Origin of the sequence: Pleomorphomonas koreensis DSM 23070 (assembly GCF_000425185.1) — a bacterium.
GTDB classification, from domain to species: Bacteria; Pseudomonadota; Alphaproteobacteria; order Rhizobiales; family Pleomorphomonadaceae; genus Pleomorphomonas; species Pleomorphomonas koreensis.
On record NZ_AULH01000021.1, the window covers coordinates 26,041 to 46,191 of the forward strand.

General features: G+C 67.2%; 12 protein-coding genes. 11 read left to right on the forward strand and 1 reads right to left on the reverse strand.

Translation table 11 applies throughout. From position 1 onward, the window contains the following. Positions 1 to 23 precede the first annotated feature (23 nt). From ptsP to H512_RS0117065, 6 genes are all read left to right on the forward strand, one after another. Positions 24 to 2,546 (forward strand): phosphoenolpyruvate--protein phosphotransferase, encoded by a 2,523-nt coding sequence (gene ptsP, locus H512_RS0117040; protein ID WP_026784478.1) that lies wholly within the window; start codon positions 24 to 26, stop codon positions 2,544 to 2,546. Further along, a complete protein-coding gene (pfkB, locus tag H512_RS0117045; protein ID WP_026784479.1) occupies positions 2,543 to 3,490 on the forward strand; it encodes a 1-phosphofructokinase in 948 nt (315 codons plus the stop codon). Before ptsP ends, pfkB begins: the two co-directional genes overlap by 4 nt. Before the next feature lie 76 nt (positions 3,491 to 3,566). Then, positions 3,567 to 5,261, forward strand: coding sequence for a PTS fructose transporter subunit IIC (locus H512_RS0117050; RefSeq protein WP_026784480.1), 1,695 nt, complete (start codon positions 3,567 to 3,569; stop codon positions 5,259 to 5,261). A 916-nt stretch (positions 5,262 to 6,177) separates the two neighbouring features. Continuing rightward, positions 6,178 to 7,863 carry an aspartate-alanine antiporter gene (gene aspT / locus H512_RS0117055; protein WP_026784481.1) on the forward strand — a complete coding sequence of 562 codons (1,686 nt, stop codon included), beginning with the start codon at positions 6,178 to 6,180 and terminating at the stop codon, positions 7,861 to 7,863. Between the two features lie 122 nt (positions 7,864 to 7,985). Further along, positions 7,986 to 9,581 (forward strand): bifunctional aspartate transaminase/aspartate 4-decarboxylase, encoded by a 1,596-nt coding sequence (locus H512_RS0117060; RefSeq protein ID WP_026784482.1) that lies wholly within the window; start codon positions 7,986 to 7,988, stop codon positions 9,579 to 9,581. A 219-nt stretch (positions 9,582 to 9,800) separates the two neighbouring features. Continuing rightward, positions 9,801 to 11,780: an oleate hydratase gene (locus H512_RS0117065; RefSeq protein WP_026784483.1), complete on the forward strand. Its 1,980-nt coding sequence runs from the start codon at positions 9,801 to 9,803 to the stop codon at positions 11,778 to 11,780. Between the two features lie 255 nt (positions 11,781 to 12,035). Here H512_RS0117065 and H512_RS0117070 read toward each other — a convergent pair whose 3' ends face one another. After that, complete coding sequence (locus tag H512_RS0117070; protein ID WP_053239994.1) at positions 12,036 to 12,788, reverse strand: winged helix-turn-helix domain-containing protein; 753 nt, start codon at positions 12,786 to 12,788, stop codon at positions 12,036 to 12,038. A gap of 489 nt (positions 12,789 to 13,277) precedes the next feature. On the opposite strand from H512_RS0117070, the gene H512_RS0117075 reads away from it, so the two are divergent. The 5 genes from H512_RS0117075 (at position 13,278) to H512_RS0117095 (ending at position 20,113) form a co-directional block, all read left to right on the forward strand. Next, complete coding sequence (locus H512_RS0117075) at positions 13,278 to 15,095, forward strand: sensor histidine kinase (protein ID WP_026784485.1); 1,818 nt, start codon at positions 13,278 to 13,280, stop codon at positions 15,093 to 15,095. Between the two features lie 174 nt (positions 15,096 to 15,269). Then, positions 15,270 to 16,247, forward strand: a complete 978-nt coding sequence (locus H512_RS0117080) for an extracellular solute-binding protein (RefSeq protein ID WP_053239995.1) — start codon at positions 15,270 to 15,272, stop codon at positions 16,245 to 16,247. A gap of 77 nt (positions 16,248 to 16,324) precedes the next feature. Then, complete coding sequence (locus H512_RS0117085) at positions 16,325 to 17,392, forward strand: ABC transporter ATP-binding protein (RefSeq protein WP_026784487.1); 1,068 nt, start codon at positions 16,325 to 16,327, stop codon at positions 17,390 to 17,392. Further along, positions 17,389 to 19,074, forward strand: a complete 1,686-nt coding sequence (locus H512_RS0117090; protein WP_026784488.1) for an ABC transporter permease — start codon at positions 17,389 to 17,391, stop codon at positions 19,072 to 19,074. The genes H512_RS0117085 and H512_RS0117090 overlap by 4 nt, the downstream gene beginning before the upstream one ends. A gap of 64 nt (positions 19,075 to 19,138) precedes the next feature. Next, positions 19,139 to 20,113, forward strand: a complete 975-nt coding sequence (locus tag H512_RS0117095; RefSeq protein WP_026784489.1) for a hypothetical protein — start codon at positions 19,139 to 19,141, stop codon at positions 20,111 to 20,113. Positions 20,114 to 20,151: the final 38 nt, after the last annotated feature.

A 20,151-nucleotide genomic window follows, 5' to 3' on the forward strand; every position in this document is an offset into this window, starting at 1 on the left:
ATGAGCGGGGAGAGGGAAATCTCATGTCGATCAGCACCAAACCACTGCTCGCACCGGAACTCACGCGCCTCAAGGCGGCGCCGGCCTCCAAGGAAGCGGCCATCCGCGAGGCGTGCGGCCTGCTGGCGAGCGGCGGCTACATCGATCCGGCCTATGCCGACAGCATGATGCGCCGCGAGGCGGTGGCCGAAACCTATCTCGGGCACGGCGTTGCCATTCCGCACGGCATGAATGCCGACCGCGGCCTGATCAAGCACAATGGCCTCGCCATACTGCAGGTTCCCGGCGGCCTGACCTGGAACGAGGGCCAGACCGTCAAGCTGATCGTGGCGATCGCCGCCCAGTCGGACGACCATATTGCCGTGCTGCGCCGGCTGACCCGGCTGTTCCAGGACGAGGCGGCGCTGGAGGCGCTGTTCGAGGTCGACGACCCGCTGGCCATCATCGCCGCGCTGGACGAGACGGTCGCCGCCAGCCTGACGGCCGAAACCGCCGTGCCGGCCGATCTTCCCCTGAAGGTCGAGTGGATCGTCGACTATCCCAACGGCCTGCATGCCCGTCCGGCCAGCCGCTGGGTCGATGCGGCCAAGGCCGCCGGCGTGCGCCTGCAGGTGCGGCGCGGCGCTGACGCCGCCGACCCGACGCGGCTGGTTTCCCTGCTGCAACTGGGCCTGCGCGCCGGAGAAACGCTGACGATTTCCGCCGAAGGCGACAATGCCGCGGTGGCTCTCTCCGCCTTCGTGCAGGTGATCGAGCGGTTGTCGTCCGAGGAGAAGGCCGACGCCGCCAGGGCGCCCGCCCCGACCGGCCGCAAGGGCTGGACGCCAGCCAGCAATCTGAAAACGTTTTCCGGCGTTGCTGCCGCTCCCGGCGTCGTCATCGCCCCGGTTCACGTGCTGAAGAGCGCCGCGGTGGAGATCGCCGACACGCCGATGGATCTCGTCTCGGCCTCCGCCGCCCTCGATCAGGCGATCGCCGCGACGCTCGACGACCTCAAGGCCGTTGCCAGCGAGGCCGCCGTCAAGGTGGGACCGGCGGAAGCGGCGATCTTCGAGGCGCATGCCGAGTTGCTCGCCGATCCGGAAATCCTGACCAAGGCGTCCATGCTGGTCGTCGCCGGCCACGGCCCGGCCTGGTCCTGGCGGGCCGCCGTCGACGAGGTGGCGGCATCGCTCGAGACCAACGCCAACGCGCTTTTGGCCGCCCGCGCCTCCGACGTGCGCGATGTCGGCCGCCGCGTGCTGGCCAAGCTGGCGCCGGAAGCGGTGCGCGGCTCGGCGATCACCCTGCCCTCGACGCCGTCGATCCTGGTTGCCGCCGACCTCACCCCGTCCGATACCATCGGCCTCGACACCCGGCTGATCGCCGGTCTGGCCACCGCCCAGGGCGGCCCGACCTCGCACACCGCCATCCTCGCCCGCACGCTCGGCCTGCCGGCGGTGGTCGCGCTGGGCGCCGGCCTCCTCGACGCCAGGGCGGGAACGACTGCCATTCTCGACGGCGCCGCCGGCCGGCTCTACCTCGACCCCAGCGAGGCGGACCTCGCCTCGGCGCGCGCCTACATCGAGGCCGATGTCCAGCGCGCCGCCACGGAGGCCGAGGGGCGCGCGCTCTCGGCCTCCACCACCGACGGTCACCCCATCGAGATTGGCGCCAACATCAACAAGCCCCAGGAGGTCGCCGGCGCCATCGATCAGGGCGCCGAGGGCGTCGGCCTGATGCGCACCGAGTTCCTGTTCCTCGACGGCGGCCACACGCCGAGCGAGGACGAGCAGTTCGCCACCTACAGCGCCATGGCCGAGAACCTCGGCGGCCGGCCGCTGATCGTCCGCACGCTGGATATCGGCGGCGACAAGCAGGCGCCGCACCTGAAGCTGCCGCGCGAGGAAAACCCGTTCCTCGGCGTGCGCGGCACCCGCCTGACCCTGCGCCGGCCCGACCTGATGCGGCCGCAATTGCGCGCCCTCTACCGTGTCGCCAAGGCCGGCGCCAACCTCAAGATCATGCTGCCGATGATCACCTCGCTCGACGAGATCCTGGCCGTCCGCGCGGTGGCCGAGGAGATCCGGGCCGAGGTCGGCGCGCCCGCCGTGCCGCTCGGCATCATGGTCGAGGTGCCGTCGACGGCGGTGATGGCCGACGTCTATGCCGAATATGTCGACTTCTTCTCGATCGGCACCAACGATCTCACCCAGTACACGCTGGCGATCGACCGGCAGCATCCCGAACTGGCGGCCGAGGCCGACAGCCTGCATCCGGCGGTGCTCCGCCTGATCCGGAAGACCGTCGAGGGCGCGGCGATGCACGGGCGCTGGGTCGGCGTCTGCGGCGGCATCGCCGGCGATCCGTTCGGCGCCTCGCTGCTGGCCGGCCTCGGCGTCAACGAGCTGTCGATGACGGTGCGCGACATCCCCGCCGTCAAGGTGCGCCTGCGCAGCGCCTCGATGGCCGATCTCAAGGCGCTGGCCGACAAGGCGGTCGCCGCGCGGACCGCCCGTGACGTGCGGGCGCTTGAGACCTCCTTCGGTTCGGGAGACGAGGCATGAAGCCGATCGTTACCATCACCTTCAACCCGGCGGTCGATCTGACCATCGAAGTCGACGGCCTCGTTCAGGGCGGCGTCAACCGCGCCGAGCGGGGGCAGGCCAATGCCGGCGGCAAGGGTGTCAACGTTGCCGCCTGCGCCGCCGACTGGGGCGGACAGGTAACCGTGACCGGCGTGCTGGGGCGCGCCAACGACGGCGCCTTCGTCGAGTTGTTTTCGGCGAAGGGCATCGCCGATCGCTTCATCCGCATACCCGGCGACACGCGCACCAACATCAAGATCGCCGACACCGCCTCCGGCGAGACCACCGACCTCAACACGCCGGGCCTCGTCGTCGACGCGGACAGCCTGAAGCGGGTGACCGCCGCCGCACTCGGCGCCGTGACGGCCGGCACCATCATGGTCATCGGCGGCTCGTTGCCGGCCGGCATCGAACCGGAAGCGCTGGTGTCGCTGGTGGCGACGCTGAATGGCGCCGGCGCCAAGGTGGTGGCCGACACCTCGGGCGCGCCGCTCCGGGCCTTGCTCGCCGCCGAGGGCGGATCCCTGCCCTTCGCGGTGAAGCCCAACCGGCATGAACTCGAGGAACTGGTCGGCCACCCGTTGCCGAACCTCGATGCGCTGATCGGCGCCGCCCGGGACATCGTCAAAAGCGGCGTGCGGCTGGTCGTCGTCTCCTGCGGCGAGGAAGGCGCGCTGTTCGTCACCGATGACAGGACGCTCAACGCCCGCCTGCCGGTGGTCGAGGCGCTCAGCACCGTCGGGGCCGGCGACGCCATGGTGGCCGGCATCGCCACCTCGCTCGCCGAGGACCTGCCGCTCGAGGCCCTTGCCCGGCAGGCGGTCGCCTTCGCGGCCGCCAAGCTGGCGCGCATCGGCCCCCACCTGCCGGAACGCGCCGTGGTCGTCGCGCTGGCCGGACGGGCGGACATCACCCGCCTCTAGGACCTGAAATTGGTGAGTATCCCTGAATTCTCGCGGGGGGTCTGGCGCGGGAAAAGCACTTCATCGGAGGATGACAATGGCAAAGTTAGCAGTCGTGATCGGCGTCAAGGAGACGGGGAGCAAGCCCCTGATCGCCGCCGAGGCCCTGAAGAAGGCGGCAGAGGCCGCCGGTACCTCCCTCAGCATCGAGACGCAGACGCCGGCCGGCGTCACCGCGCCGCTCGACGCGGCGACGATCGCCGCCGCCGACGCGGTGCTCATCCTCGGCGACGTGGCCGATGAGGCGCGCTTTGCCGGCAAGACCGTCCGCCGGCTGACGCTCGACGCCGCCCTGACCGATCCGGCCGGCGCGGTTGCCGCGTCGGCGGCGGTCAAGCTGATCGTCGGCATCACCTCCTGCCCGACCGGCATCGCCCATACCTTCATGGCGGCCGAGGGTGTCGAGCAGGGCGCCAAGGCGCTCGGCTACGCCGTCAAGGTGGAGACGCAGGGCTCGGTCGGCGCGCAGAACACGCTGACGGCGGAAGAAATCGCCGCCGCCGAGCTGGTGATCATCGCCGCCGACACCAACGTCGACATGTCGCGCTTCGCCGGCAAGCGCGTCTACACCACCGGCACCAAGGGCGCGATCGCCAACGGCAAGGCGCTGGTCGAGAAGGCCCTCGTCGCGGCGACGGTCCAGGGCGCGCCGGCCGCCGGCGGCAAGCGCGATCTCGCCCAGGAAGTGGCTGCCGAGAAGGCCGCCCGCGCCGCGCAGCGCTCCGGCCCTTACAAGCATCTGATGACCGGCGTGTCCTACATGCTGCCGTTCGTGGTGGCCGGCGGCCTGCTGATCGCCCTCGCCTTCGCCCTCGGCGGCATCTACGTCTACGACGACGCGCACGCCGGCACGCTCGGCCAGGCACTGTTCACCATCGGCAAGCAGGCCTTCTCGCTGATGGTGCCGATTCTGGCCGGCTTCATCGCCTATTCGATCGCCGATCGACCGGGCATCGCACCGGGCGCCGTCGGCGGCGTGATCGCCGGTACCATCGGCGCCGGCTTCCTGGGCGGCATCGTCGCCGGCTTCCTGGCCGGCTACGTGGTGCTCTACCTCAACCGCTACATCAAGCTCGGCCGAAATCTCGACGGCCTGAAGCCGGTGCTGATCCTGCCGCTGCTCGGCACGACCATCGTCGGCCTGCTGATGGTCTATGTGCTCGGCGAGCCGGTCGCGGCGGCGCTGACCTGGCTGACCGAATTCCTCAAGGGCATGCAGGGGGCCAATGCCATCGTGCTCGGTGCGATCATCGGCATGATGATGGCCTTCGACATGGGCGGCCCGGTGAACAAGGCGGCCTACACCTTCGCCACCGGTCTGATCGCCAGCCAGCTCTACGAGCCGATGGCCGCCGCCATGGTGGCCGGCATGACGCCGCCGCTCGGGCTGGCGCTGGCCACCAAGCTGTTCGCCGACCGCTTCTCGGCCGACGAGCACGAGGCGGGCAACGCCGCGGCGGTGCTGGGCATCTCCTTCATCACCGAAGGCGCCATCCCCTTCGCCGCCAAGGACCCCTTCCGCGTCATCCCCTCGCTGATGGCCGGCTCGGCCGTGGCCGGTATGATCTCGATGGCGGTCGGCGCGCAGCTGCGCGTGCCGCATGGCGGCATCTTCGTGCTGCCGATCCCCAACGCGGTCTCCAGCCTCGGCGGCTATGTCGTCGCGATGATCGCCGGCACGATCGTCACGGCGGCGCTGCTCAGGATCCTGAAGAAGCCGGCCGCCGTCTGACCGGCCGGGATTGAAACGGGGGCGGGCACCTTGGGGCGCCCGCCCTTTTTCTTTGATGAAGATGGGCCCTGAGGCAAACCTCCGGCATTTCAGCCGAGGCGAGCCGCGCCCATGCTCGCTACACATTTGCGCGATCGGACATCGACATCGATGGTTAGCGGCCGGTTTCGTCCGCCCCACAGCGCAAGCAGGATGCAGCCGACCGGGCTGCCATGTACATTTCTGATGACTTGCGCCGCGATCCGCCGCGGACGATCCGCACGGGACCGGTGACGGGCGCGGCCGGGATTTCCCCGCTTTCCTGATCGGCTACCGCGCCGGCGATGCGCCAGTCCCCGCCTTGATCGCCTCCGCATTGCGGTCCGCGGCTTCCCACGCCCCATGCAGGCAACGGTTGCCGTTGGTAGCGGTATGCATTCCATATCCGGTATTTATCGCGGGAACCAAGAACATCCGAGGTCGTTACACCCCCAACGTGCGCGATCCTGGCCTGAAAGCCGGCGCGGATTTTGTGTTTGATGTACCCGAGGATCATACCGCGATGATCGTGGTGTTTACCGGACGTGCAACGATCGAAGGAAGCCCCGAGGCTGGTGAAGCCGAGGTGACGCTGCCGGCCCGTTGCGGACCCTGTCTCAAGGTCCACGCCAGAAGCGACGGCGATCGACCGCCGTAAGCTCATCGCGACCGTGCTCTGGACAAAAGCGTCCAGCCCTTCCGACCCTTGATGCGGTTCAGGAAGGTTACGAGGTCGATAGACAGCCAACCGCGATCCACCTTTGAGAATTTCTCCTCACGCCTTGAAGTCGATACACGCGTCCAGGCGCCGGGACATTTGTCTCGGCCAGCAGGTCAATTGAATCTTCGGTGTCGTAACAGCTCCGCATCAAGTTCATCAGAGTAGTGGAGAGCGTTCATGAGTTTCTTGACTGATATCCTCAAGCAGTCTCCCGAAATCGCCTTATTCCTCTCACTGGCGATCGGCTATTGGATCGGCAAGTTTCAGTTCGGCAAGTTCCAGCTGGGCGGCGTCGCCGGTTCGCTCCTCGCCGCCGTCGCCATCAGCCAGCTCGGCGTGCCCATCGACAACGGCATCAAGGCAGTGCTGTTCGCGCTGTTCATCTATGCCGTCGGCTTCGAGAGCGGGCCGCAGTTCTTCCGGTCGCTGGGCCGCAAGTCGATCCGTGAAATCGTCATGGCCGTGGTGCTTGCCGTCAGCGGTCTGGCGACGGTGGTGATTCTGGCCAAGATCTTCTCGCTGGACAAGGGCATCGCCGCCGGCATTGCCGCCGGTGGGCTGACCCAATCCGCAATCATCGGCACCGCCGGTTCGGCGATCAGCAAGCTCGGCCTCGCGGCGGATGAAACCCAGCGCCTTCAGGCCAACGTCGCCATCGGCTATGCGGTGACCTACATCTTCGGTTCGCTGGGCGCGATCATCCTCTGCGTGAACGTCCTGCCCTGGTTCGTCGGGCGCAGCATCCGCGACGACGCAGTCAAGGCCCAGTCCGAGATGCTCAAGGGCGCCCGCATCTACGGCGTCGACGAGTCGCCGGCGATGCCCGAACTGGTCGGCCGCATCTACAGGATCGACGCGGCCTCCGGATCGACGGTCGCGGCGATCGAGTCCTCGGCACAGGGCGGCGCCATCACCATCGAGCGCATCAAGCGCAAGGGCAAGATCATCGGTGTCGACCCCGGTTTGAAGCTCCAATCCGGCGACCTGGTCCTGGTGGTCGGCAGGCGCGCCGGCGTTGTCGGGCTCGATGACAAGCTGGGCCCCGAGACACCCGACGCCGACGGCATGGACCTGGTGGTCACCACCCGCGACATCGTCATCAGCGGCAAGGACTTCGTCGGCCGCACGGTCGGCCATATCCTCAAGGCCAACCCCGATCTGCGCCACGGCATCTACGTGCTCGCCGTGACGCGCGGCGGCATCAAGCTCGACCTGAAGGACGACACCGTCATCCAGGCCGGCGACATCGTGACGGTGCATGGCGTGCAGGAAGATCTGCAGAGACTGGCCGGTCACGTCGGCCCGGCCATCGTCCCGAGCGACAAGACGGATCTCGTCTTCCACGGTCTGGGCCTGGTGGTGGGTCTGCTCATCGGTCTTCTGGTGTGGCGCATCGGCTCGATCCCGCTGACCCTCGGTTCGGGTGGCGGCGCGCTGCTGTCGGGCCTCCTGTTCGGCTGGTATCGCAGCCGGCACATGACCATGGGCAACATGCCGACCGCCGCCTCGACGCTGCTGCGCGATCTCGGTCTTGCCGGATTCGTCGCGGTCGTCGGCCTGCAGTCGGGCCAGCAGGCCGTGCATACCGTCATGCAGAGCGGCATTTCCATCTTCCTCATCGGCGTGGTGGTCACCGTCCTGCCGCTGCTGATCACCATGCTCGTCGGCCGCTACATCCTGCGTTACGACAACGTCGCCGTCTTCGCCGGTGCGCTGGCCGGCTCGCGCAGCGCCAACCCCGCCCTGGGCGAGGTCCTGGCCAAGGCCGGCAACTCCATCCCGACCACCCCGTTCGCCATCACCTATGCGCTGGCCAATGTCTTCCTGACATTGCTCGGCCCGCTGGTGGTCGCCTTCGTCTAGAGCATTTCCGGTGAAATCCGGTTCGCCGGAAATGCTCTAACTCTTTGTTCAGACGCAATTCCAGACGCAAAACCGGTTCCCACTTTTGCTGGAATTGCTCTAGCCGCATCGGAGCCATTTTTATGACCGACTACAGCAAGTACTCCAAGCTCAGCCCCTTCGAGCTGAAGGACGAACTCATCAAGCTCGCCTCGAGCAAGGCCGACAAGGTCATGCTGAACGCCGGCCGGGGAAACCCCAACTTCCTCGCCACCCTGCCGCGCCGCGCCTTCTTCCGGCTGGGCCTGTTCGCCGCCACGGAATCGGAACTGTCCTTTTCCTACATGCAGGAGGGCGTCGGCGGCCTGCCGAAGATCGAGGGTATCGAAGCCCGCTTCGAGCGGTTTACCAGCGAGAACCGCGATCAGGACGGCGTCGATTTCCTTCGGCGCGCGCTGAGCTACGTCCGCGACCAGCTTGGCCTCTCCGCCTCCGAGTTCCTGCAGGAAATCGTCGAGGGCGTTCTGGGCTGCAACTATCCCGTTCCGCCGCGCATGCTGCGCATCAGCGAGGAGATCGTCAGGCACTATCTCATGAAGGAGATGGCCGGAGGTCGCATCTCTTCCAAGAACATCGATGTCTTCCCGGTCGAGGGCGGCACCGCCGCCATGACCTACATCTTCGATTCCCTGAAGGAGAACCAGCTGGTGAAGGCCGGCGACAAGGTGGCCATCGGCATGCCCGTCTTCACCCCCTACATCGAGATCCCGCAGCTCGACTCCTACGGACTGGAGGAGGTGACGATCAACGCCGATCCCGACGCCGGGTGGCAGTATCCCGACAGCGAGCTGGAGAAGCTGAAGGATCCGGCGATCAAGATCTTCTTCTGCATCAACCCCAGCAATCCGCCGTCGGTCAAGCTCGACGAGCGCAGCCTGAACAAGATCGCCAAGATCGTGCGCGAGGACCGGCCCGACCTGATGATCCTGACCGACGACGTCTATGGCACGTTCGCCAACGACTTCCGGTCCCTGTTCGCGGTCTGCCCGAACAACACCATCCTGGTCTACTCCTACTCGAAGTATTTCGGAGCGACGGGGTGGCGCCTGGGTACGGTCGCCCTGCATCGCGACAATGTCCTCGACGCCAAGCTGGCGCAACTGCCGAAGGACGCCAAGGCGCTTCTCGACCGGCGGTACTCGTCCCTCACGACGGACGTCCCGGCGCTGAAGTTCATCGATCGCCTGGTGGCCGACAGCCGCACGGTGGCGCTGAACCACACCGCCGGCCTGTCGACGCCGCAGCAGGTGCAGATGGTGCTGTTCTCGCTGTTCGCCCTGATGGACGAGCACGACAGCTACAAGACCACCTTGAAGAAGGTGATCCGCCGTCGCCAGGCGGCGCTCTACGGCGAGCTTGGCATCGACATGCCGGACGATGAGAACTCCGTCGACTACTATACCCTTCTCGACCTCGAAAAGATCTGCGCCAAGCTCTATGGAGAGGAGTTCGCGGCCTGGGCGAAGACCAAGTTCGCCGCCAACGAGCTGCTGTTCCGGATCGCCGACGAGACCGGGATCGTGCTGTTGCCGGGGCGCGGGTTCGGGACGCAACACGCCTCGGGACGCGCGTCGCTCGCCAATCTCAACGAGTATGAATACGCCAGCATCGGGCGTTCGCTGCGCAAGCTGGCGGACGAGTATCACGCGGCCTTCGCCAAGTCGGGCAAGAAAGGCTGAGCTGCCTTGGGATCGCCGCCGCGCGCGGCGGTCATCCACGGCAGGCGGTTGCCGCCCGAGAGTTCACGCGAAGGGTGTTTGTCCCCCGCGTTTGCCGAATGAGCAATGCCACACCTCGCCGCCAGGGACGTCGCCGCAAGGCGGCGGCGTCCTCGTGCTGTCCGGGCCGGAAAGGCCGTCGCAGGGAAATCCGGCATTGCCAAGTTGAAAGGATGTCAAATGACCAAGGTGCCCTCTCTTCAGGCCGACAACAACGGCCCGTTCAAGGTCGAGAACGACGCCACCGCCGGCTACTGGGGCTACAACCCCGAAAACACCCTGCCGCCGCCGGACATGATGGGCGCCTACATGCGCAACCGGCCGGTGCCGGCCGATCAGGTTGAGGGACGCAAGGCCTGGATCATCGGCAGCGGCATCGCCGGGCTCGCCGCGGCGTTCTACATGATCCGCGACGGCGGCATGCCCGGCGAGAACATCACCGTTCTCGACGCCATGAACGTGGCGGGCGGATCGCTCGACGGCGCCGGAAACCCCGATGACGGCTACATCATCCGCGGCGGCCGCGAGATGAACTGGAACTATGACAACATCTGGGACATGTTCCAGGACGTGCAGGCGCTCGAACTGCCGAAGGGCTTCAGCGTCCTCGACGAGTATCGTCTGGTCAACGACGCCGATCCGAACTACTCGAAGGCCCGCCTGATGCACAAGCGCGGCGAGATTCGCGATTTCTCGATGCTGGGGCTCACGCGTTCGCAGCAGTGGGAGCTGGTCCGCCTGTTGCTCAAGCGCAAGGAAGACCTCGACGACATCACCATCGAGCAATATTTCAGCCCCGGCTTCCTCGAGACGAACTTCTGGTTCTTCTGGCGGACGATGTTCGCCTTCGAGAACTGGCACAGCCTGCTCGAGATGAAGCTCTACATGCACCGCCTGCTCGATGACATCGACGGGCTCAACGACATGTCGGCGCTCGTCTTCCCGAAGTACAATCAGTACGACAGCTTCGTCCGTCCGCTGATCGATCATTTGCGCCAGCGGGGCGTCAAGGTGCAGTTCAACACCCGCGTCTATGACCTGGAGATGAGGGTCGCGGGAGACACCTATACCGTGACCGCGATCAGGGCGGAGATCGGCGGCAAGGACGAGACGATCACCGTCGGGCCGAACGACGTGGTCTTCGCGCTGACCGGTTCGATGACCGAGGGCACCGCTTACGGCGACATGGATCACGCGCCGGTCCTCGAGCGGGGGCGGCACGAGCCCGGCGACGCCAGCGAGTGGGCCCTCTGGAAGAATCTTGCCAGGAAGTCGCCGATCTTCGGCAAGCCGGAGAAGTTTTACGGCGACACCGACAAGTCGATGTGGGAGTCGGTCACGCTGACCTGCAAGCCGTCGCCCTTCGTCGACAAGCTGAAGGAACTATCGGTCAACGATCCCTATTCGGGCAAGACAGTCACCGGCGGCATCATCACCTTCACGGATTCCAATTGGGTGATGAGCTTCACCTGCAATCGGCAGCCGCACTTCCCGAACCAGCCGGACGATGTCCTGGTGGTCTGGCTCTATGCCCTGCTGATGAGAGAGGACGGCAACTACATCAAGAAGCCGATGCCGGCCTGCACCGGGCGGGAGATCATCGCCGAACTCTGCTATCACCTCGGGATCGAGCAGCATCTCGACACGGTCGTCGCCAACACCAAGGCGCGACTGGCGCTGATGCCCTACATCACCTCGATGTTCATGCCGCGTGCGGCGGGTGACAGGCCGCGCGTCGTGCCGGCGGGATGCACCAACCTGGCGCTGCTCGGGCAGTTCGTCGAGACCTCGAACGACATCATCTTCACGATGGACAGTTCGGTGCGCACGGCGCGCGTCGGCGTCTACACGCTGCTGGGCTTGCGCAAGCAAGTGCCGGACATCAGCCCGGTTCAGTATGATATCCGCACGCTTCTGAAGGCGGCGCGTGCCATCAACAACAATGCCCCCTTCCCCGGCGAGCGTCTGCTCCATCGCTTGCTGGACAAGACCTACTATGCCCACATCCTGCCGCCGCTGCCGGACAAGGACTCCACCAAGCCCGGCAAACTGGAAAGCGAGATCGCCGAGTTCTTCGGCGACGGGCGGCAGACCGTCACGCGGCTTGTCGGCTGGCTGGACAAGGTGCGCGAGAACTTCAGGGGCCGCAAGCAGGACTGACATCGGGAAGTCCCGGAGAACCGTTCGTTGGCGCCCCAACGCTGTGTCACCGTTTCGGTGATCTCAGGGGATGGATGCGCGGACGAGCGGCTCTTCGGGACATCGACGCGCGCGATGCACGGCCGAGCAAGGTGGGCGATCCACTGGAAACGCCCTTCCGGTTTGGCGGCGCAAAGCACGGCATCAAGCCTGCCGGTCAAGGGGGTGCCGGCAGGCTGACCGGTCACGCGAAGGGTGGCGCACCGAGCGGAACGCTTACCGGGCGCCGATCTCTTCCACCCTGACGTCGAACACATAGCCGTGGCCGCGCTCCGTCTTGATGAAGCGCGGGCTGGTCGGGTTCGGTTCTATCTTGCGGCGAAGGCGAAGGATCAGCACGTCGATGGTGCGGTCGAAGATGTCGTCGGCCGCCCGGTGGGTGATCTCGAGAAGCTGGTCGCGCGACAGTACCCGGCCGTGGCGCTGCACCAGGGCATGCAGAAGGTCGAACTCGGCCACCGTCAGCGCCACGGGCGCGCCGCTCGGCGCCGTCAGCCGCCGCCGGTCGACGTCCATGACGTAACCCAGGAACCGGTAGCCGTTGCGGATGGGCCGGGCGGCGTCGAAATCGTTGGTCATGCGGCGACGCACCGCCTTGACGCGCGCCAGCAGTTCCCGGGCATTGAAGGGCTTCACCACATAGTCGTCGGCGCCGATCTCCAGCCCCATGATGCGATCGAGATCGCCGCCGCGCCCCGTCAGCATGATGATCGGCAGCGGGTTGGTCGCCCTGATGCCGGCGGCGATGCCGAAGCCGTCGCCGTCCGGCAGTTGCAGGTCGAGGATGATCATGTCGAGCCCTTCGGGCCGCGCCACGGCCGCGAAGAGATCGGCGGCGCAGGCGCAGGCAACCGTCTCGATGCCGTCGCTTTCCAGGGTATCGCAGACGACGTCGCGGACCGCGCGGTCGTCGTCGACGACCGCGACGCGCAGTCTCCGCGCCGCCTCGCGCACCTCGGTGTCCGGCATCAACCTCGCCTCCCGGACGGCCTTCCCCGTCTGCCGCCAATCCCGGCAAGGTTTCATGCGAGGTCAAGGGCTTCAAGTGGTTTTTCGCAGCAGCAGATCGCCTCGCCGGCGGATCGATGAACAGTATTACAAACGCACCGCCAATCGCGAAATACTGCGTTCACATGCCCCGCCAACTCTGATGCCGTTATCTGCGGTGGAGGGGACGGGGGATGTTCGCACCCTCTGTCGGCCGGTATGCCCGGACCGCAGGCGACGGAGGAGCGATCATGACAGTCCCCAGCCAGAGGCCCGCCCGGCCATTTCGAGGCCTGCCGCAGCCTGCGGTCAACGCCCCATCGATCCCCGTGCCGACAGGCCGGAGCGCCGCGGCACGGCGCTAGCCCGCCTTTGCCGTCCACCGAATGCCGTGTCCGGATTGCTTTGCTGACATAGGGATGGTGTCCGGCAATCATGGTCGGCAGGACGTTGACGCAGGAGATCGCAGGCATGGCCGTTTCGCCGCACCCAGTTTCCCTCACTCCGGCGCCTGCGCGCCAGCGAGGGCTGCGCCGAAGCCTTTTCCTGGCATCGGCGATCGTCTTCGGCGCCATCGTGCTGGTGGAGGGCGCGGCGCTGGTCGGCCTCGAACGGCTCGACGGGCTGCTGTCGGAGATGCAGCGCGAGTCGATCGCCGATGCACGGCGCATGGTGGAGCTTTCCGAGAGCACGTCCAACCTGTCGCTGGCGGCGCGCCGGTTCCGCGACATCGGCGACCGGGAAGACCTGTCGCAGGCGGAAATGGCGTTGCGGGACGAGTTGCGGCGGTTTTCGACGCTCACGCAGTCGCTGCCCGCCCTCAAGCCTGCCGAGCCGGCGTCTTCCGGCGTCCCGCCCGTCGTGCCGGCTCTCGTCCAGGCATCCGACCGGCTGAATGCCATCGTCACCGATCTGGCCGCCACCGTGGCCGAAGCGATCGACGCCGGCGCCGGCATGCGCACCGCCACCCAGGATCTGGCGCTCCTCAAGAGCGTCCTTCTCGCCGACGACGGCAGCCATCCGACCATCGCCGTCGCCCTGTCGCTGGCCAGCGCGGCGATCGCCTCCTCGGACAGCGCCGAGGTGGAACGCCAGCAGGCCGCTTTCCTGAAGCTGCTCGGCCACGACGGCCGGCCGATGGCGCTGACGCTTCTGGTGCCGCTGTTCGAGCGCCGCCTGACGGTGATCGACGTCGAGAGCCGCCAGCGTCAACTGATCGCCTCGGCCGACACCGCCGCCCGCGACATCGCCCGCCTCAGCCGGGACTATTCGGAGCTGCTGGCGGACGCCAGCGGCGCCCGGCAGGCCGAGACGGCAAGGGTTCTCCGGATCGGCAAGATCGCGGCGGCGATCATCGGCCTGGCGGTGCTCGCCGCCGCCTTCGTCGCGGCCAACGCCTTCCTGCGCGGCGCCATCGCCGACCTCACCGGCATTGCCGACGCCATGCGCCGCCTGGCGGCCGGCGACACCGCGGTCGAGGCGCCGGGCACCGGCCGCCGCGACGAGATCGGCGCGCTCGCCGCCGCCTTCGGCGTCTTCAAGGCGCAGGTCGCCGAGCGGGAGCAGTTGCAGCGGCAGTTGCACCAGGCCGAGCGGCTGGAGGCGATCGGCCGTTTCACCGGCGGCATCGCCCACGACTTCAACAACGTGCTGACGGCGATCTCCGCCAACGTCCAGCTCATCCAGGAGACCACCGACGCCGGGTCGCCCAACAACCAGCGGGCGTTGCGCGCCCTTGAAGCCACGGAAAGCGGCTCGTCGATGGTCCAGCAGTTGCTGACCTTCGGCCGCCGCCGCTCGCTCGAACCCACTCCGACCGATATCGACGCGGTCATCGAAGCGCTCGCCGATCTGCTGCACGACAATTTCGGCGGGCCGATCCGCCTGGAAACGGTCAAGGAAGGCGAACGGGCCGGACCGCTGGTGGCGCTCATCGACGCGGGGCAGCTCGAGAACGCCCTGATCAACCTGCTGTTCAACGCCCGCGACGCCATTTCCGGCGAAGGCGTCATCCGTCTGGCCGCCGGCCCGACGGCCGACGGCAAGATCCGCATCCGCGTCGAGGACAACGGATCGGGCATGACGGCCGAGGTGCTCGACCACGTCTTCGAGCCGTTCTTCACCACCAAGCCGGCGGCGCAGGGCAACGGCCTCGGCCTCGCCACCGTCTACGGCTTCGTCCACCAGTCCGGCGGACGCATCGACCTCACATCGCACCCCGGACAGGGAACGGTGGTGGAGATCGAATTGCCGCGCTACCCGCCGACCGGCGGCGCCGCGCTGGCCTGAGGGGAGCCGCCGGCGGCGCCAGCCCGCCGGACGACCGAACGACGACACCGAAGGGCGACGGCTGGCCCGCCGCCCCGACCCCATCGATGCCGGCATGGCCGAGCCGGCATCGGCATTCGACACCGAGGGGAGTTCGGCCCGCTACGGCCCGAAAAGCCGATTTTGGAGGAAACCATGAACAAGCAACTTCTCGCCGCCCTCGCCGTCCTCGCCGTCGCGGCGCCGTCCATGGCGCTCGCCGACGACGGCAAGGTCATCGTCTACACCGCCGCGCCGCAGGAGATCGTCGACAAGATCATTCCGGCCTTCGAGGCATCGTCCGGCATCAAGGTGGAGCTGATCAAGGCCGGCGCCGGCGAACTGATCAACCGCCTCAAGGCCGAGAAGAACCGCCAGACCGCCGACGTGCTGTGGTCGGTCGGCGGCGAGATCCTGCAGGCCAATCCGGACCTCTTCGGCGACTACACGCCGAAGGATGCCGACAAGATCGTCCCCGAGGTCAAGCCGAGTGGCCACTGGACGCCGTTCACCGTCGTCGCCACCAGCTTCGTCATCAATACCAACGAGCTTGCCGAAGCCGACCGCCCCAAGACCTGGGAGGATCTTGCCGATCCCAAGTACAAGGACAAGATCTCGATCGCCCGCCTCGACAAGTCGTCGTCCGCCTATATCCAGCTCGCCGCCCTGTTGCAGATCTACGGCCTCGACAAGGGCTGGGACCTCTACAGCCGCATCCTCGACAACACCCAGCTTGCCAACTCGTCCGGCGCGGTGCCGAAGTTCGTCAACGACGGCGAGGCGGCCATCGGCATCGCCAACGAGGACGTCGGCCTGCGCTTCAAGATCGGCGGCGGCCCGGTCGACGTGATCTATCCCGCCGACGGCACCACGGCGCAGGCGGACGGCATGGCCATGCTGGCGACGCCCGCCAACCCGGAGGCCGCCAAGACCTTCATGGACTTTGCCCTGTCCGAGGAAGGACAGAAGCTGGTGGCCTCCATCGGCCGCCGCCCGGTGCGCGTCGACGTGCCGTCGGCGGACATGCTGACGCCGCTGTCGTCGCTGAAGCTCATCAAGTACGACCTCGAATGGGCTGCCGGCTATCAGAAGACCGCCCTCGCCAAGTGGAATGAAGTCATCATGACCAAGTAACGCCGGACCGGGCGGCCGGCGCGGCCGGCCGCCCATCTTGCCGAATGACCCGATTATCTTCGCGGGGGGCTGCCGACATGGCGCGCGTACAAATCACCGACCTCAAGAAAAGCTATGGCGACTTCACGGCGCTGAAGAACATCTCGCTCGATATCGCCTCCGGCGCGTTCTTCACGCTGCTCGGGCCGAGCGGCTGTGGCAAGACCACGCTCCTGCGCGCCATCGCCGGCTTCCACATCCAGGACGAGGGGGGCATCCACGTCGACGGCGTGTCGATCGGCGACAAGCCGGCGCACCTGCGCGACGTCGGCATGGTGTTCCAGGACTATGCCGTCTTCCCCCATCTCAGCGTCTTCGACAACGTCGCCTTCGGGCTTCGCCAGCGCAAGGTACCGGCCGCCGAGCTGAAGGCGCGCGTCGGGCAGATGCTCGACATCGTCCAGCTCGGGCCGCTCGCCAGCCGCATGCCGCACCAGCTCTCCGGCGGCCAGCAGCAGCGCGTCGGACTGGCGCGCGCCCTGGTCATCCGGCCGAAAGTGCTGTTGATGGACGAGCCGCTCAGCAACCTCGACGCCAAGCTGCGCGTCGAGCTGAGGCGCGACATCCGCGACCTGCAACGGGAATTCGGCATCACCACCGTCTACGTCACCCACGACCAGGAGGAGGCGCTCGCCATCTCCGACCAGGTCTGCGTAATGTACGGCGGCATCGCCCAGCAGGTCGCCGCGCCCTGGGACATCTACAGCCGCGCCGCCAACCTGTTCGTCGCCTCCTTCGTCGGCTCCAACAACCGGCTGAAGGCGGTGGCCGCCGATGGCCGCCTCGAACTCGCCGGCACCTCGATGCCATGCCTGGTTCCCGGCCTCGCCGGACCGGCCATCGCGACGATCCGCCCGGAAAAGGTACGGCTCGGGGCGGGCGAACCGGATGCGGCCGTCACCCTCGGCGGCACGGTGCGCCACGCCATGTTCATCGGCCGCGAGCTTGAGATCGCCGTCGACACGGGCGACGTCGCGATCACCGCGCTGGTGGCGCCGGAGGCGAACGCGGTGCGCCTCAAGCCGGGCGACCCGATCGAGATTTCGCTGCCGCACGCCGATTTCGCGCTTTACGAGGATGCCGACAACGGGAGGCTGCTGTCATGACCGTCACAGCCGCTCCCGCTTCCCGCCGGCGACGGATCATGCCGTTGTTCAACTTCTGGAACGTCGTCTTCGCCCTCTGCCTGGCGATGATCGCCATTCTGCTGATCGCCCCGCTGTCGGAGGTGTTCGTCGTCGGCTTCGTCGATCCCGAGACGGGCGGCTACACCCTCGCCAACTACGCGACGGTGCTCAGCCATCCCTACTATCTCGGCGCGCTCGGCAACACCATGCTGGTCGGCGTCGGCGGCATGGCCGGCGCCTGCCTGATCGGCGTGCCGCTCGCCTATTTCGTCGCCCGCTTCCAGGTGAAGGCCCGCAGCCTGATCTCGACGGTGGCGGTGCTGGCGCTGGTGTCGCCGCCGTTCATCGGCGCCTATTCCTGGATCCTGGTGCTCGGCAACAACGGCTGGGTCACCAGGCCGCTGCGCGAACTCGGCCTCGCCGTGCCGTCGATCTACGGCACGCCGGGCATCATCCTGGTGTTCACGCTGAAGTTCTTCCCCTTCGTCTACCTGATGACCGAAAGCGCGCTGCGCTCGATCAACCGGTCGTTCGAGGAGGCGGCCGCCAACCTCGGCTGCTCGCCGACCTCGCGCTTCTTCCGGGTGACGCTGCCGCTGGTGTTCCCGGCGGTCAGCTCGGGCGCCATCCTCGCCTTCGTGCTGTCGATCGCCGACTTCGGCACGCCGGCGATCATCGGCCGGAACTTCCGCACGCTGTCGACCATCGCCTACAACCAGTACACCGCCGAAATGGGCGGCACGCCGTCGATCGCCGTGGCCATCTCGATGCTGATGATCTTCATTTCCATGGCGGCGGTGTTGCTGCAACGCTATTTCCTGAGCAAGCGCCGCTATGCCGGCGCGCTGACCAACCTGCCCGAACAGAAGCCGCTGTCCGGCCTGTTCGGCGTGCTGGTCCATGCCTTCTGCTATCTGGTGGTGCTGCTGGCGGCGCTGCCGATGATCGTGGTGTTCTATACCTCGATCCTGGCGACCAAGGGTCCGGTGTTCACCGGCGCCTTCGGCCTGACCAGCTATGCGCGGGTGTGGAACGAGCTGCCCAACGTCGTCGGCAACTCCTTCGCCTTCGCGCTGGCCGCGGTGGCGATGATCACCGTCACCTCCGCCTTCATCTCCTATATCGTGGTGCGCCGGGAGACCTGGCTGTCGGGCCTGCTCGACAGCCTCCTGATGGTGCCCTACGTGGTGCCCGGCGTCGTCATGGCCATCGGCTTCGCGCTGACCTTCAACCGGCCGCCGGTCGACCTGATCGGCACGGCGCTGATCATCATCCTGGTGGTGTTCATCCGCCGCCTGCCCTACGGCGTCCGCTCCACTTCGTCGATCCTCAGGCAGATCAAGCCGTCGATCGAGGAGGCGGCCGTCAACCTCGGGGCACCGCCGGCGCTGGCCTTCCTGAAGGTGACGGTGCCGATCATGATCCCCGGCATCGTCGTCGGCGCCATGATGAGCTTCATCACCGCCATCAACGAGCTGTCGTCGACGCTGCTGCTCTACACCGGCGCCACGGCGACCATGCCGATCAAGATCTACTCCGCCGTGCTCGACGGCGAGTTCGGCCTGGCGGCGGCGCTGTCGACCATCCTGCTGGTCAGTTCCGGCATCTGCGTCTTCATCGTCTTCCGCCTGTCCGAGAACCGCGAGGGCGCCTTCGTCTGACGTCTCGCCCCGGCACGCCGCCCGCCACCGAGCGGGCGGCATCCGTATGCCCGAGGATCGTTTCATGCGTATCGATTGCCTGTCCGTCTCCAAATACACGACGCCCGGAAAAGCCGGCGACGACATCCCGGTGGTGGTTCCGGGGCGCTGCTACGCCGTCTTCGACGGCGCCACCGACGTCAACGGCACGTTGGTCGCCGGCGTCGGCAGCGGACGCTTCGCCGCGTTGCAGGCCTCGGCGGCGCTGATCGACACGCTGGCCAATCACAAGCCGGGAACGAAGACGCCGGAGGAACTGGTCGCCATCCTCAATGCCCGGCTCAGCGCAGCGCTCGAGATGGAAAGCCGGTCGCGCGGCCGGCCGATATCGGCGGCCACCACCATGGCGCTGGTGGAAGAGATCGGCGACAGACTGCGCTTCACCCTGGTCGGCGACAGCGGCATCCGCGTCAATGGCACGGAGACCTTCCAGAGCCTCAAGCCGATCGACGACATCATGTCGGCCGGCCGGGTGGCGCTCTACCACCACCTGAGGCGTCGCGGCCATGCCGAAGCGGCGCTGGAGCCGGACTCGCGACGCGGCGTCTTCCACGGCTTCGACGAGGCCGTTCCGGCGCTGATGTCGGCAGACGAGGCGGCCGACGTCGTTGCCGAGGCGCGACGGATGCTCACCGGCCGGCTGGGCGACGCCCTCCTCGATTTCGTCGAGCCGATGCTGAGGGCCGGCATCGCCAAAGGGCAATACGGCTACGCCAACAAGGCCGATCATCCGCTCGGCTATGCCGTCATCGACGGCACGGTGTCGCGCGGGTTCGGGCTGATCAGTTTCGAGCGGCCGCGCGGCTCGGTGCGGTGCGTGGAAATCTTCAGCGACGGCTATCTCGAACCGCCGACGGGAACGGCGCTCGCCGACTGGGAGGCAGTGGCCGCGCGCATCGAGCGCGAGGACCCGACCAAGACCCTGAGCCACTGGGGCGTCAAGGGATCGGGACCGGAGCAGTTGTTCGACGACCGGACCGTCATCATCCTCTCGACTTGAGCCTTGCTGATCGAGCCTTGAGCGCCTTCGCCACAGGT